12 protein-coding genes are annotated in these 16,010 nt (G+C 52.7%); 2 read left to right on the top strand and 10 right to left on the bottom strand.

The genetic code is table 11. The annotated features are described in order from the left end of the window. Positions 1 to 58 precede the first annotated feature (58 nt). Together trpA and trpB are read right to left on the bottom strand one after the other, a co-directional pair. Positions 59 to 874 carry a tryptophan synthase subunit alpha gene (gene trpA / locus BFW38_RS04410; RefSeq protein ID WP_068997302.1) on the bottom strand — a complete coding sequence of 272 codons (816 nt, stop codon included), beginning with the start codon at positions 872 to 874 and terminating at the stop codon, positions 59 to 61. Then, positions 871 to 2,145, bottom strand: coding sequence for a tryptophan synthase subunit beta (trpB, locus tag BFW38_RS04405; RefSeq protein WP_068997301.1), 1,275 nt, complete (start codon positions 2,143 to 2,145; stop codon positions 871 to 873). Before trpB ends, trpA begins: the two co-directional genes overlap by 4 nt. A gap of 169 nt (positions 2,146 to 2,314) precedes the next feature. Here trpB and BFW38_RS04400 point away from each other — a divergent pair, with 169 nt between their 5' ends. Beyond that, positions 2,315 to 3,202 carry a LysR family transcriptional regulator gene (locus tag BFW38_RS04400; RefSeq protein ID WP_068997300.1) on the top strand — a complete coding sequence of 296 codons (888 nt, stop codon included), beginning with the start codon at positions 2,315 to 2,317 and terminating at the stop codon, positions 3,200 to 3,202. Positions 3,203 to 3,348: 146 nt separating this feature from the next. Here the strand turns inward: BFW38_RS04400 and BFW38_RS04395 are convergent, their stop codons facing one another. Then, positions 3,349 to 4,980 (bottom strand): methyl-accepting chemotaxis protein, encoded by a 1,632-nt coding sequence (locus tag BFW38_RS04395; RefSeq protein ID WP_068997299.1) that lies wholly within the window; start codon positions 4,978 to 4,980, stop codon positions 3,349 to 3,351. A gap of 131 nt (positions 4,981 to 5,111) precedes the next feature. On the opposite strand from BFW38_RS04395, the gene BFW38_RS04390 reads away from it, so the two are divergent. Continuing rightward, entirely contained in the window at positions 5,112 to 5,885 is a 774-nt protein-coding gene (locus BFW38_RS04390) for an RNA methyltransferase (RefSeq protein WP_068997298.1), read from the top strand. Positions 5,886 to 6,078: 193 nt separating this feature from the next. On the opposite strand, the gene scpC is transcribed toward BFW38_RS04390, so the two are convergent. From scpC to BFW38_RS04355, 7 genes are all read right to left on the bottom strand, one after another. Then, positions 6,079 to 7,587 (bottom strand): succinyl-CoA:acetate CoA-transferase ScpC, encoded by a 1,509-nt coding sequence (gene scpC / locus BFW38_RS04385; protein WP_068997297.1) that lies wholly within the window; start codon positions 7,585 to 7,587, stop codon positions 6,079 to 6,081. Between the two features lie 307 nt (positions 7,588 to 7,894). Beyond that, positions 7,895 to 9,364: an alanine/glycine:cation symporter family protein gene (locus BFW38_RS04380; RefSeq protein WP_245686064.1), complete on the bottom strand. Its 1,470-nt coding sequence runs from the start codon at positions 9,362 to 9,364 to the stop codon at positions 7,895 to 7,897. 350 nt (positions 9,365 to 9,714) lie between these two features. Beyond that, positions 9,715 to 10,755: a patatin-like phospholipase family protein gene (locus BFW38_RS04375; protein WP_084004777.1), complete on the bottom strand. Its 1,041-nt coding sequence runs from the start codon at positions 10,753 to 10,755 to the stop codon at positions 9,715 to 9,717. Between the two features lie 292 nt (positions 10,756 to 11,047). Further along, positions 11,048 to 11,965: an alpha/beta hydrolase gene (locus BFW38_RS04370; protein WP_084004450.1), complete on the bottom strand. Its 918-nt coding sequence runs from the start codon at positions 11,963 to 11,965 to the stop codon at positions 11,048 to 11,050. 5 nt (positions 11,966 to 11,970) lie between these two features. Further along, complete coding sequence (locus tag BFW38_RS04365) at positions 11,971 to 12,813, bottom strand: alpha/beta fold hydrolase (protein WP_139116554.1); 843 nt, start codon at positions 12,811 to 12,813, stop codon at positions 11,971 to 11,973. Between the two features lie 297 nt (positions 12,814 to 13,110). Beyond that, on the bottom strand, positions 13,111 to 14,166 hold the full coding sequence (locus BFW38_RS04360; RefSeq protein ID WP_068997294.1) for a DUF4340 domain-containing protein: 1,056 nt from the start codon (positions 14,164 to 14,166) through the stop codon (positions 13,111 to 13,113). Further along, positions 14,163 to 16,010, bottom strand: coding sequence for a GldG family protein (locus tag BFW38_RS04355; protein ID WP_084004448.1), 1,848 nt, complete (start codon positions 16,008 to 16,010; stop codon positions 14,163 to 14,165). The genes BFW38_RS04360 and BFW38_RS04355 overlap by 4 nt, the downstream gene beginning before the upstream one ends.

The raw sequence follows: 16,010 nt of genomic DNA, 5'->3' as shown, positions 1-16,010 counted from the left end.
GGCCTTCATCAGCCTCAATCAATGCTCAACATCGCTTAAGGCCATGCCAAGACCCGGCTTAGGCTGGAGTGCGCGCTTGTTTCAGTGCGCTTGATAAGGCTTGAGTCAGTTGATGAACGGCTTGCGTTCCCGCCTCAGGCGTTTCGCCTTGTGCAATGCAGTCAACCAGACCGGACCCCACCACCACTGCATCGGCAAAACGGCCAATTTCAGCGGCTTGCTCGGGCTTACGAATCCCAAAGCCGACCGCAATGGGAATGTCGGTCGAACGACGAATCGCTTCAACTTCCGCTTGAACCTTGGCCGGTGTCGGGGCGGCAGCACCGGTCACCCCGGTACTGGAGACGTAATAGAGGAAGCCGGACGTATTTTCCAACACTTTGGGCAGACGTTTGGCATCCGTGGTCGGTGTGGCCAACCGAATAAAGTGAATCCCGGCTTTGGCAGCAGGCAGGCAGAGTTCATCATCATGCTCAGGGGGCAAGTCGACGACGATCAATCCATCAACGCCGGCCTCAGCGGCCACTTCAAGAAAGCGGTCAATGCCATAGCAGTAGATCGGGTTATAGTATCCCATCAGTACCAAGGGCGTGTCCTGATCATCCTGGCGGAATGCTTTCACCATGGCCAAGGTTTTGTGCATATCTTGACCCGCAGCCAAAGCACGCTGACTGGCTTTTTGAATGGAGGTCCCATCCGCCATCGGGTCGGTAAATGGCATCCCCAACTCAATAATGTCGGCCCCGGCAGCAGGTAAGCCTTTCAAAGTGGCTAAACTGGCTTCAGGATTCGGATCACCCGCGGTAACAAAGGTCACCAGTGCGGCGCGTTGCTCCGCTTTCAATGCCTGAAATCGACGCTCAATACGGCTCATGCCCGCCCCTCCTGTTCTGCTGCCGCTGCGGCCAGTTCATCGGCCAGATAATGAGTCACCGTGGCCATGTCTTTATCGCCACGGCCTGACAAGTTCACCACCATCAGATGATCTTTCGGTAATGAGGGTGCACGCCGCATCACTTCGGCTAACGCATGCGAAGATTCCAAGGCGGGGATAATTCCTTCCAGACGGCATAGCACTTTAAAGCCTTCTAAAGCCTCGGTATCGGTAATCGAGATATACTCAACACGTTGAATATCGTGTAACCAAGCATGCTCAGGGCCGATGCCGGGATAATCCAACCCCGCTGAGATGGAATGGGCATCTTGAATTTGACCATCATCAGACTGCAATAAGAAAGTCCGGTTGCCATGCAGCACTCCAGGCACGCCCCCATTCAGACTCGCCGCATGATGACCGGTTTCGACCCCTTCACCCCCAGCTTCGACCCCGATCATGGCGACGTCGGCATCATCCAGGAAAGGATGGAACAGCCCCATGGCATTCGAGCCCCCACCGATACAGGCCACTAATGAGTCAGGCAGGCGACCTTCTTTGGCTTGCATCTGAACCCGCACTTCCTGACCGATAATTGACTGGAAGTCACGGACCATGGCCGGGTATGGATGTGGCCCTGCCACGGTGCCGATGATGTAGAAGGTTGAGTCAACATTCGTCACCCAATCACGCAGCGCCTCATTCATGGCATCTTTCAAAGTGCCAGTGCCACTTTCAACCGGAATCACTTGCGCCCCGAGCAGTCGCATACGGTCGACATTGGGCTGCTGGCGGTGAATATCGGTGCTGCCCATATAGATCACACAATCCATACCGAACCGAGCGGCCACTGTGGCGGTCGCGACACCGTGCATACCGGCACCCGTTTCGGCAATGATGCGTTGTTTGCCCATGCGTTTGGCTAATAAAATCTGCCCCAAGCAGTTATTAATTTTATGGGCACCGGTGTGCATGAGATCTTCACGCTTGAGATAAATCTTAGCTCCGCCCAAATGCTCCGTTAACCGCTCGGCATAATATAAAGGGCTAGCACGGCCGACATAATCGGCTTGTAGGGCTTGCAGTTCATCGTAAAAGTCGGGGTCTTGCTGAGCCCGTTCATACTCAGCCTGCAGCTCGAGAATCAAGGGCATTAACGTCTCGGCGACAAAACGCCCACCGAAACGACCAAAAAAGCCCCGATCATCCGGACCGGCTCTTAAACCATCACTCACTGCAGCCGCTGGGTGGGATTGCGATATCACTGACATGGACAACCTCGCGTGATCGGTCATCAAGACGTCGATCGATTCAGTCGATTAAATTGAAATCACTATGTCACGCACTTTAACGCAGACAAGACCGGAACCAAAACGATAAAATCAATCAAGCCTGTGAGAAAAACTGACATCTAACCTATTTAAACAAGTGTTGTAGGCAATGACAAAAACCTCAAGAATACCGCCACTTAAAGCGCTATATGCCTTTGATGTAACGGCTAACACGCTCAGCATGAGTGATGCAGCCACACAGCTTAATGTGACTCACGGGGCCGTCAGTCGACAAATCCGGCTGCTTGAAGACACCCTCGGCGTCACGCTTTTTCAACGACAGTCTCGTGGTTTAGTGCTGACCGAAGCAGGGATGCAGCTCAAAGCCACCACGCGCGAGAGTTTCACCCGCTTACGAGAGACCTGCCAACAGATCAGCGACTCACCCAGCCAACGCCCCTGGGTACTGAGTTGTCCGGGCAGTTTATTGGCTCGCTGGTTTATTCCGCGCTTAGACCAGCTCAGACAAGATCTGCCGAGCCTTAACCTGCATTTAACCGCAAGCGAAAGCACACTGGATCCTCGCCAATCAGGGATTGATGCCACACTTCAGTTTGCTGATCCCCCCTGGCCTGATGATATGCAAGTGTGGCCCCTGATGCCGGAACGCATTGGCCCGGTCATGAGCCCGACTTGCCAACGCTTTGGCGATCACCCTGCGGCAGACGCTTTACTGGACGAGCCCCTCTTGCATACTCGCTCCCGCCAAAGTGCTTGGCCCCAATGGGCTCAACAAATGGGGTTGGATGCCACACAGTTACATTACGGAGAGGGATTCGAACACCTGAATTATTTGCTGGAAGCTGCCTTGGTTGGATTAGGCGTTGCCATTGCGCCGGAATACCTGGTAAGCGCAGAACTCGAACGAGGCCGACTGATAGCCCCATGGGGATTTGTTGAAACGGGGGCCTGGCTATCGCTTTGGCAGCCGGGCTCACACCCGGCGCCACACAATGAGCAACTGGCGCAGTGGCTCAAGTCTCAACTGATCACATAAACCACTGATCATATAAGCCACTCAGCACATGAACCACTCAACATATACGCCTGATGTCTTGATAAGTGTATTGATAAGTGTTTTGGTGTCTGAATAGATACTTTGATGCCTGAATAAGTGCGTTGATGTCTAAATAAGTGCTTCAATCAATGAGTTGCCTGGTTTTTCAAAGATTTAAGCGCCATCTCAACATCATGGGCTAAATGCGCCAGCTGATCGGCGGTGCCCGCCACAGATGCGGTTTGCGATTCATTGTGTTGGGCCACTTCTGAGACGGACACAATATTTTGATTGATCTCCTCAGCCACCTGCCCTTGCTCTTCTGCAGCAGCGGCAATCTGAGTCGTCATATCCCGCATTTTGGAGACCGCCTCAATAATAAACGTCAACATTTCGTGGCCAGACTGTACATTGCGAGTACTGACCTGGGTTTGCTCCTGACTGACCCGCATAGACTCCACAACATTACCGGCACCACGCTGCACCTGATCAATAATACGGGCCACCTGCTCGGTAGACTCCTGAGTACGACTGGCCAACTGGCGCACCTCATCGGCCACAACCGCAAACCCTCGACCATGTTCGCCAGCACGTGCCGCCTCTATCGCCGCATTCAAAGCCAATAGATTGGTTTGCTCAGCAATACCACTGATCACATCCAGTACCCCGGAAACCTCACGCGTATGCTGAACCAATTGATCCAAGTCAGCGGCCAATGTCTCTACTTCGTTTTCCAGGGTTTGCATATCGCTGGCAGCCTGGGCCATACGTTCGCCACCATCAACAGCATGCCGATCGGCTTCATTGGCCGATTCCGCTGTATGCGCTGCACTTTGTGCAATTTCTTGTACGGTCGAGACCATTTCATTCATCGCCGCAGCCACAAGCTCGGTGCGCTGGGACTGATCACTCACACCATGGCGAATGCCCTCAGCCACTTCGGTCAACTCAGTCACACTCTGATTCAACCCCGAAACGGCAGCCTCCATACTCGTCACCGAACTTCTCAGGTGATCCTGTAAACGCTGAGTGGCTCGGGCCATATCGCCCAGTTCATCCTCTCGCCCAACCCCATGGACAGGCTGGTTAAAACGACCTTCGGATAAATCCACCACCGAAGCACGTAAATGGAGAATCGGTCTGACCAGGCCTTTACGTCCTAACCAACCGGCCAACAACAAGACCAGCACAGCGCCCACCAACAAAGCCGTCAGAATCATCATAATCCGATTGTCCGCTTGCTCGCCTAATATCACCGATGATTCGGCGGCTTGATCAGCAAAGTGTTGGGCCAACGCTTCCATTTGCGCTGTTGGCTCTCGATCAATCCCTTGTACTGCTTGATCGCCTGCCTGAGGATCAAATCCACTGGCAATAAACTTGTTTCGCCCCTCGGCGTATGCCGTCATCATCGTTTGATAAGCAGACAGGAACTGACGAATGTCCTGCTTAACGGTATCATCTTGCACACGGGCCGCCACTTGCGCTAAAGCCGATTGAATATCTTTCGCTCGTGCTTGAAAGCGTCCCCAGTATTTGTCCATTTGTTCAGGTTGATGACCACGTAACAGCACATTTTTCCATTCCTGGACCTGCACTTTAAAATTCAGTGCCACGTGCGAAACATCACGCTCTAGGGATAAGTCGTGCACAAGCAGCCGATCATAGCCATTAATGACGTGCTGCATCGCCAGTACGCCCACGATGGCGATGCCTAAAACTGCCGCCAGAACAGCGGCCAGAAAAAGCTGGAAACGTTGAGTCAATCTTTTGAACATGCAAAGACACCTGTGCTGGTTACACGATGACTGATTGCGATACGGGTCAAACAACCGCGACTTTCAGAGCATCGTTTTCAAATGAGCCATCCTTGGTGCCGTTAATGAATAAGGTTTAGTCATCAACGCTTATGAATGCCAATCAAATCGTTATTCTGGTGAACACTTTCCACCCCGGTAATATTGGCTCTGCCGCCCGCGCCATGAAGACCATGGGCATCACCCAACTACGTCTGGTACAACCACGCTGCTTTCCCGACCCCGAAGCCACCCAAATGGCTGCCGGTGCCGTCGACATTTTGGAGCAGGCTCAATGCTATGATTCGCTTCGAGAGGCTGTCGCTGATTGCGGGCTGGTGATTGGCGCGAGTGCTCGCCTGCGTAGTTTTCCACTACCGGAAGTGGAACCGCCTCAAGCCGGCGAGTTGATGGCCCAAGAAAGCCAGCAAACCCCGGTTGCACTGGTGTTTGGCCGAGAACGCAGTGGCTTGACCAATGAAGAAATCACCTGCTGTACTCATCAGGTCAATATTCCTGGCAATCCGGATTACAATATCCTCAATGTGGCCCAGGCCGTTCAGGTGCTGTGCTATGAAACTCATATGGCGTCACGTCGCCAGAGCATTCCAGCGCCGCAAGAAACGCCTTATCCACTGCAATCACAGCTTCAGCATTTTGAAAGCCATTTAGAGCAGGCGCTGACCGTCAGCGGCTTCCTGAATAAGCGTTCAGGCCAAGCGCTGGACAAGCTCCATGCCCTCTTCCGGCGTGCACGGCCAAACCGCAAAGAACTGAGCCTGCTACGCGGTGTGCTAACGCGCCTAGAACAGCTGGCTGAAGCTGATTCAAAAACGGCCAGACACGCCGAAGATACTGAGACCCCAGACAAGACCAGGCAGCCATAACATAGCCCGACCAAATGGCGGCCTATCATCTCAAAAACCTAATGTAGCAGACAAGCAAATATCACCCTGACCATAAAAACAGGTTAAATCACGCTAACAATTTGATATGCCAAACAAAAAAGGCGCCCATATAAGGGCGCCAATCACAGCGATATGAACCATTAAAACCTTGCGCAATATTGCAACAAGGCGATCAAGCCAGCATCGGCTCTTCGATACGCATACTGCCCGCTTCTTCTAAACGCTGGTGCCAAGATAACGCCTCGCCGAGCAGGTGTGGGGTATGTCCACCTTTGGCGCAAGCACGCTCAAAATAATCCTGCAACTGCGGCCGGTAATCTGGATGCACGCAATGATCAATCACTTTGCGAGCACGCTCACGCGGGGCCAGACCGCGCAAATCAGCCAACCCCTGATCAGTCACCAAAATATCCACATCATGCTCAGTATGGTCGACATGGCTAACCATCGGGACCACGCTGGAAATATCACCGCCTTTGGCAATCGATTTGGTGACAAAAATCGCTAAGTGCGCATTACGCGCGAAATCACCAGAGCCGCCGATGCCGTTCATCATGCGGGTACCGCACACATGCGTTGAGTTCACGTTACCGTAGAGATCGAACTCCAACGCAGTATTGATTGCAATAATCCCTAACCGGCGAATCACTTCGGGATGATTCGATATTTCTTGCGGACGCAGAATAATGCGATCTTTGTAATTCGGTAGATGATCAAAAACCTCTGCATTTTTGCGCTCGGACAAGGTAATGGAGCATCCAGAGGCGTAACGTAATTTACCGGCATCGAACAGATCGAAGGTCGAATCTTGCAAAACTTCAGAATACATCGTCATGTCTTTAAAGGGCGAATCAATCAACCCATGCAACACCGAATTGGCAATACTGCCAATCCCGGCTTGCAAGGGCAGCAGTCGCTCAGTCAAACGGCCCGCAGCCACTTCACCTTCAAAGAACGAAACCAAGTGTCGAGCGATCGCCCGCGTTTCATCATCAGGCTCAAGCACCGTCGAACAAGAGTCTTGCTTCTCAGAAATAACGACGGCTTCGATTTTCGATGGATCAATCGGGATATAGGGCAAACCAATACGACTATCCGTTCGCACAACCGGGATCGGTTCACGGAAAGGGCGATAGGTCGGAATATAAATATCGTGCAACCCTTCCAAAGTCATCGGCTGGGACAGGTTGATTTCAACAATCACCTTTTTGGCCAGAATCGCAAAACTCGCCGAGTTACCGACCGAGGTCGTGGGCACAATACCGCCCTCCTCGGTAATGGCCACAGCTTCAATCACCGCCACGTCAACCGGTTTTAATTGCTGATTACGCAGCAATTCAACGGTTTCAGAAAGATGCTGATCGGTGAACATGACCTTGCCATCATTGATCGCTTTGCGCAGCGTTGTATCGACCTGAAACGGCATACGTCGCGCCAGCACACCGGCTTCAGTGAGCTGTTTATCTAAGTCATTACCCAGTGACGCGCCGGTCATCAGAGTGATACTAAAGGGATTTTTCGCCGCGCGATCAGCGAGTGCCTGAGGCACTGCTTTCGCTTCACCGGCACGAGTGAAACCACTCATCCCCACCGTCATACCGTCTTGAATCATTTCAGCGGCTTGAGCCGCACTCATCACCTTGCCTTGCAAGGACGCCAAGCGAACACGGTCCTGATACATCGATTGTCCTCGATTATGTCCTTCAGATGACTCCAGTGTATTCCCAGAAAATCATTCTGCCTATAGCCACAATACCATGGTCTAAGACGCCAATTCCGGACTTTCGGAAAATAATCCACCTAAATTCCAGAAAACAGGAAAAATACGTGAAGTCACTTATTAAAATTTCACCCATTTATTCGTTTTCAAAAAAAGCCCTGAAAAATTCAGGGCTTTTTGAACAACGGCTGATCATTAAAACGGAATCAAAACCGCCAACATAGAACGACAAGCGCTAAAAAGGGATCACTCGCCGCGAATAAAACCATCAGCGCTCTTCGCCTTCCGGCCAGACTTCATGATCCAGCTTGGGCGCTAACTGAGGATGATCCGCTGATTTAAAGCGGGGGAGATCTTGAGTCAAACGTTGTGTTTCATAGTCTTTCAAAACACGAATGGCTATCGGCGACAAAAGCATGATCGCGATCAGATTGATCAGTGCCATGCTGCCCATCGACAAGTTGGCAAAGCTCCAAATGGTTTTCAGCTGTGCGATCGCACCAATCATGATCATGCCCAGTACCAGTAACCGGTACAGAAAAATCACCGGGCGCGCATTACGTTGGCCCGCAATATACTCTAGATTAGACTCGCCATAGGAATAGTTAGCGATCAGTGAGGTATAACAAAATAAGAAAATGGCCACGGCAATAAAATCGCCGCCCCAATCGCCCACATGGAAGATCAATGCATCTTGAGTCAACTGAATGCCAGAGATCCCTTCGGACGCTTCGGGCGTTCCCGCCATCAAAATAATCGCCGCCGTACAGGTACAAATAACCAAGGTGTCGACGAAAACCCCCATCATCTGCACCAGCCCTTGGGCTGCCGGATGCGCTGTCGTTGCGGTCGCTGCAGCATTAGGTGCACTGCCCATCCCCGCTTCATTAGAGAAGAGGCCACGCTGAACCCCGTTGACCAAGGCTTGCGAGGTTAACCAACCGACACCGCCAGCCGCCACCTTGTCAAACGCAAAGGCATCGCCAAAAATCAGCCCCATCACATGGCCTAATTGATCCAGGTTACTCAGCACAATGATGACCGCAAGCGCCAGATAAAGCAGCGCCATCACCGGTACAATCATCTCAGCCAACCGTGCAATGCGTTTCATCCCACCAAAAAAGACCGGCGCTGACAGCGCGACCAGAAGCAAACCGATCCAACCCGGCGACCACCCGAATGCCCCTTCCATCGCCCGGGCAATCGAGTTTGACTGTACTGAATTGAAGGCAAAGCCAAAGGCCACAATAAGACACAACGCAAATACGATGCCCAACCAGCGCTGACCGAGACCGCGCTCAATATAATACGCAGGTCCACCACGAGACGTCTGATCATGGTGACTCACCTTAAAGACCTGGGCGAGGGTCGACTCAATAAAGGCGGTCGACATCCCCACCATAGCGGTGACCCACATCCAGAAGACCGCACCGGGTCCGCCTGCGGTGATGGCCACCGCGACACCGGCCAAGTTCCCTGTCCCTACTCGGGCCGCAAGACTGGTACTGAAAGCCTGGAAGGAGGAGATGCCTCCATTGGCTCCTTGCCTGGAAGCGCCCATTACTTTGAACATGTGACCAAAAAAGCGCAGCTGCATGGCCCGAGTAGCGACGGTAAAATAAAGCCCAACGCCAACCAACAAAAAGGCTAAACCACTCCACAATAAGCCATTCGCCTGATCCAGAAAGGCGTTCAACGCCATCACCCAGGATTCAGGTAGTGTTAACTGTTCCAACACGTGCAAACCCTTATATCAGCAAAATAAACTAAGAAAGAAACAGGAAGGCCTTTCTTCTCGCAAAAATCGAATTGTTCGCAGTATATCTTGCCAGAACAAAGCAATGCACTAAAAAAGGACTCATGACAGAACCGGCGCTGTCCCTCGGCCATCCGCCCAGGGCGCCTCAGCAGGCATGCACCGGTCGATGTGAGAATCACGAGACCTATGGGGTACAACCGAAACCTATGGGGTACAACCGAAACCTATGGGGAATAACCGAGACCGATGGCGGGACAACGAACCGTCAGGGGGATTGCCAGACGGTCGTCAGCATCATAGCGGGTGAAGCACCGGCAGACCGCATCAGACTAACGCTCAGACTCAGAAGCGGGGCCTTTGCTTTTATCAATAGACGCTTCATTTTTCGCATCAGGAGATTGAGTCCGTATCGTTTCAGGACAAACACGCGGCGCGATCGGTTGCATCAGCTCATGTTCCTGGAGCGCTTTGCGTGCTAAGCGCCGCCCTAACTCAATCAGCTCTGTAGCGCGATGGAACTCATAACCGGCACAGACACTTTTCGGCACATCCACCAAAATATCCGGTGGATAACCGGCCACCTTATATTGCGTTAATGCGGCCTGAGTCATCTCAAAAGACTCCAGCATTAAGGCCAATTTACTCCAGCTTTCTTCCTCGGCCGGGGTGCCCTTGGCCTGTCGACGTGGCGTGGCCTCCAAGTGGCCAGGCACCAAACGCCCCCACAGGCCAGACACTCGACCGACCAGCCCCTCGACCCAATCACCAAAAGGGCTGGTACGATTTCGATTAATGGTCCAATCCGGCAGCATCTCCTCCAGTGACACCTCGGGGTACTGTGCCGTGGCATTCACTGCCATCACAATATCCGCGTGATAACTGACCACCGGAATAATCGGCAACGGATTGACTAAGCCGCCATCCACCAACATATGGCCTTGATGATGAACCGGTGTAATGACGCCGGGAACGGCAATGGATGCGCGAATGGCTTGCTCCAACGGACCAGACTGGAACCAGACTTCTCGCTTGCGGGTTAAGTCAGTCGCCACACTGGTAAAGGGAATCGGTAAGTCTTCAATCTGGATGCCATTGACCAAATCACTGATGACCTGCATGACCTTTTCACCGCGCATCGCCCCCATAGCACTCCAGGTCACATCCACCAAGCGCAACACATCGAGATAACGCAAATCAGAAGCCCAATCACGGTACTCACCGAGTTTACCCGCCGCATAAATGCCGCCAACCAAAGCGCCCATGGAGCAGCCGGAAATCCCCGCAATGTGATAGCCGCGCGCCAACACCTCCTCGATAACGCCAATATGCGCATAACCCCGCGCGCCCCCCGATCCCAGCACTAATGCAATCGTTGGTTTTCGAGGCGAAGCGTCAGCATGCGACGAGGAGTGGGCAGAAGACTGCGCATGAGACGAAGAGTGAGCATGAGACACAGCATGAGCCCTTTGCTGATCAGCAGCATGAGTCTCACTTTCAGCAGTAGACGGCTTAGGGACTTTCACTGAGGGCTCCTATACTTTCATTGAAGCACGCCATACTCAAATTGAAGCACGTCATACGACGATTAACGCACACCAGACACAGATTGACGCCTATAAAAATACACAGGCTTCACCATTTTGCACCTCTAACCGACACCGTTCAAAGTGAACTCAATGCCGCTCGAATATGCTCACATACTGATGCACAAGTCATGACATCAAGATGAAAGTGGTGTCCACCCGGTAGTCGATGATAAGTCAGCTGCTCGATGACTTCACGTCGTGGCGGCATAAAATCTCGCGCCACCAGAAAACCTTGATCCGCTTCCAGCATGGTTACGGGGCAAGTGATCGCTCGCAGAAAAGCCAAATTTTGTGCTTCGGTCAAACGTAACCAAGAAGGCGCCATCAAGCGCGGATCACTACGCCAGGCCCAACCGTCAGCCTCATGATCATCGTCCGTCACCGGTCTCAGTGCGCGTTGACATAACGTCCAGGCCATCGCCTCAGTGACATCACCAATGCCCAACATGCGAGCCTGGGTCGCAGCGTTTAAATCAGCAAACCGCGATAACTTAGGCGGCTGATTCAAACGCCGCCACCAGAATTTCAAAGCACGTGCCATCTGAGCTGGCGCCTCCTCATCGGAGGTGGGTAAGGTTCCCAAGCCATCCAACAATACCAGGGCGCTAACCTGCTCTGGCGCCACCGCTGCTAACATACCGGCAATGCCAGCTCCCATCGAGTGGCCCACAATGGGAATCGGCGCCCACTGCTGATGCTCCATCAGCGCATAAATATCGGACACATAACTGGCCATGGCATAGTCCTGCCCAGCGGGATGCCAATCACTAAAACCATGGCCGGCGAAATCAGGAGCCACCAACTGCCACCCCGCTGCAGCCAAAGCAGGCCCAACTTGAGCAAATGAAATAGCGGAATCCAGCCAGCCGTGCAGCGCCAGCACTCGCGGCGCCTGAGGCTCCCCCCAAACCAAACCACGCAATTGCCGGTGAGGGAGGTGCCAGCAGGCTTCCCGAGCGCCTTCAGGCACAGGCATTAATTCATGAACAGGCATAGACACTACCCTTGCGATACGAGAGCGGTTTCAGTATCCGGCGCAGAAGCGGCCACCATTGATGGACACAGCCGACGAAACATGTCCAATACACACTGACAGGCCAACGTAGGATGCTCAAAAGGGAACATATGGCCGCCAGGCACACTATCAAAAGCAATATTCAGCGATTTCAATCGGGCCAACCGCTTAGGGTTAAGTAAGTCACTTTGTTGACCATAAATCAGCCCCGCCGGCACACTCGGATTCGCGCGTCGCCCCAAGTGATCGGGCAGGTTGCGAAAAATATTCACCTCAACCTCAGGATCAAAGCGAAGCTTCACCCCACCTTGCGGCGAGGCCTCCAAGCCGGCCGTCATATAATCATTAAAAGAGGTATCGGTGAATCGACGGAATAAACCTTTACGGCGCAGTGTCTCCGAGGCTTGATCTCGTGAAGACCAGTGAGCGCGACGACCCCGTGTCTTGCCAGCAGGCGTCATACGGTCAATCAGCCCCAAACGCTTACCTAGTTTTAACGACCAGCGATCCGGCCCCCGCATCCAGGGCGGGTCAAGCATCACCACTGCCGCAAATCGTTCTGGGGCTTTTAGCGCGGCCATATACACGATAACCCCGCCAAAAGAATGGCCCAACGCCACGATAGGGCCGCGATCAGTCGGGAGCTGTGCTAAATATTCATCAACCGAACGTGACCAGTTAGATTCAATCGGATAATCCGGATGATGCCCTAGGCGATCGACAATCTGAAGTTCAAAATATTCCGCTAAAGGCGCCCAGACACTACGATAGCTCTGTCCGGGAAAGCCATTGGCATGAACAAAGCTCAGAATAGGTTTTGACATCATCAGCACAACCCCGGCATCAGCATAATCCTGGCAAAGAAGAGTGATGACGCCGATCCAGCAGATCACCACTTTAGAGTTTAATCAATAGCGTTCTAATCGATAATGATTAATCGATAGCATTTAATCGATAGCGATCAATCGATGTTCAAACATACGTTAGAATGAAAACTAAAGTAAATATCATCAGACTTATTCATTCGTATTGCTCACCGCAAGCTTATCATCAGGGCATCTAAAACCCGCCGATCGCGGCCAAACGATCGGCGGGTCATAGGAGTCGTAGCCGTCACTCCGAGCTTACTGGGGCGATGCTGACTGCTGATGCGTCGTGGTTTTCGGATCGGGAGGGCCCGCCACATCAGAGACTCCACTTTGGAGCTGCTGATAAACTCGGCCCGAGACTTTAAAACGACGACCGTCCAACCGCTGATGCAGTGTTTTGGCCGTTTCTCGCATACTCGGTTGTAAGTCATCCGGTACGTTTAAATCGATATTCACCCAGTTAGATTCAGCGCCTTTGAGCGGTGTCACCGTCAACTGCAAGCCACTTTTGGCGACAAACTCAGCCGACTTAAGCGGTTGCCAACCCTCACGATCATGTTCAGTGCGCCAAGGGGCGACCGCTTCAATATTCAGGCGATTCAGTAACTGGCTTCGTGCCGCCAGCGCGCCAGGATCAGTCACTGACCAACTTTCAGGCAGTGTGGGCTGTAATCGTATTTGATCCGGTTGGCGCTCCAGCACCAATGGCTTGCCTTGGGCAGGCCTTAAGATGACCCGATTGAGCTGATCCGCCGGCCAGTCCACCAAGGGTTGAGCCAACCAACCGCCAGGCCAGCTCGGTACGGTAAAGGCTTGGTCCACCAACCAACTCTGTTGATGTCCGGATAACCGCACATAGTGCCCCGAACGTAGTTCAGGGTTTAGCCCAATCAACACTTCTGCAACGGGGGATTTATCAGCAATCAATCGCACCAGCGTGGCATGTTGAGCATCCGGCCCCAGATCCTCGACACCCAAAGTGGGGTAGTGCTGCGAAAGCTTAGTTTTAGGCTCGACCAGCTGAGTCTTCGCCAATCCGGTCACTAACTTTTGAATCATATGAAAGTTAGCGGGATACTGATCTGCATTCACAACCGTCCAACCCTTTGGAGCATGCGCCAATACCACTTGTAACTTGTGATCACCGGTCAAAATTTCCACTCGGTTGATCTGGTCTAACTGACTGTGCAAATTAGGTAATAATTTCTGCCCCACAGCAGTATCAATAGGCGGCTGCCCCAGCCACTCACGGGATAAGGCACCAGCGACCACGATCACCGCCAGAGCCAACATCATCCAAGGTTTTTTCATGACTGACCTCCAGCCTGCCGCTGCCCTGTCGACCGATGTCCAGCCAACTGATGTCTCACTGAGTGTCGACGACGCCATGCCCAGAATAAGTAAGCCAATATCAGCAACAACGGCACGAGCCCAATATTGATGAACTTAAGCCAAGCCCCCAGCGTATCAATCTGACGATCCAGCTGATGCTGCACCTGTCGCAAGGCCTGACGAATATCAGACCGACGCTCAATAAAGCGCTGAACCTCTTTCTCCTGCTGAGGCGATAGCGTCATTTGTTGAGTTTGTTGCCGTTCTTGCTGGAGCGCCTGTAACCGTTGTTCAGTATCGGCCAACTGGGCTTTGAGTTCCTCTGCTTTCTGACTAAATTGCTGCTCTGCTTGGCGTTGCAGCTGATCGACCACCACAAACGGGCGTTGATGACGCCCCTGGCCGCGTAAGTCCATCAACGCCGATCCACCAGCCAACTGATCGACCGCATTACTGAGCCAACTGCCGTTATCGGACCAAGGCGTCAATACGGTTTGTCCATAAAATTGCTGGTAGCGCGCCCACAACCGATCGCTAAGAAAGTCGCTGTCTCCAACCAAAATGAGATTCAGCCCCTGATCCTCATGCCCCGGCACATGACCATGATATTGGGCGGCCAGAACTTGTGTCTGACCTCCCGCTTGGAACTGATCCAGCGCTTGGGTCGGATCCTCATCGGCATAGATCGAGATAGGTTGAAGAGCGGCTTCTGGCGTGGTCGATAACAAGGGTTCAAAGGCATTGGGTTGGCCTTGATCATTGACGGAAAAAGCCCCTGCCGTCGATAACACCAGTTGCTCCAAATCTCGGTTCACCGGCGCTTGGCTCGCCATTTCCGGTGTTTCCAAGCGCAACAGGGCCGGGTGGCGCTGAGTCGATCCATCACGCAAACCAATTTTCATCGCCAAGTTCAAATCGCCGACCACCTGGCCGGGGTCATATTGCACTCCCCAACCCGCTAATAATTGATGCACCGCGTCAGCTCCCGCTTTGGGCGGCTGAGGTCCGGCCATCTCGGCCTTAGGATCAACCACAACCAGCGTCGGTGTACCGGCTTTAACCCACTGATCCGCCTTATCCAAGGTGGCTTGATCCAGATATTGTGGCGCCACCAGCACCAGGACATCCGGTTTCACATCAGCATTGGCCGCAGCGGTCAAATCCTTAACGCGATAGCGGTCACGCCACTGACTGAGTATCGCCCATGGCTGAGGCGGCTGACGTGTTTGGAAATTAAATTGTCCTTCCATGGGTAAGCCCGACATCAATCCCATCACCGGGGCTTGCCGATTGGAAAGCTCATCAATGATCCGGCCAATATCATATTCAAGAAAAGGCTCTTGGCTGGCCCGTAAAAAAGGAATCGTTTGTGTCTTATCAACGCTATTGGTCACAGCCAGCCCGAGGTATAACTTACGGCCGCTGTTATCCACTTCAACGCCCTGCAAACCAAACTGAACTGCTTCATCTTCGGCTTTAGAAAAAGGCTCAGGATTTACCACCTCCAGCTTGAGTTTACCCTTTGAAATCGCCGCATAGCGTTGTAAGAGCGTTTGCACACGCTCAGCATAGCTGCGGATCTGAGGGAGATCGCGGGCCAGATCACGTGAATAATAGAAGTGCAGGATCATAGGCTCTTGGATCTGGCTAACCAATGTCTCAGTGGCGGGAGATAAGCTGTATAACTGGTCTTCGGTCATATCCCAGCGCCAGCTACGAAAAGCATGATCGCCAAAGGCCACAGCCAGCACAAAAATCATCGCCAGGCCCAGCAGAATACGACCCGGCGCCTGTTTGAAGTAATGTTGGATTGTCCTCATCAT

The sequence above is a fragment of the Terasakiispira papahanaumokuakeensis genome, assembly GCF_001709345.1.
GTDB lineage: Bacteria > Pseudomonadota > Gammaproteobacteria > Pseudomonadales > Halomonadaceae > Terasakiispira > Terasakiispira papahanaumokuakeensis.
Note: the sequence above shows the minus strand (reverse complement) of the source record. Positions and strands in the feature narration are given on the sequence as shown.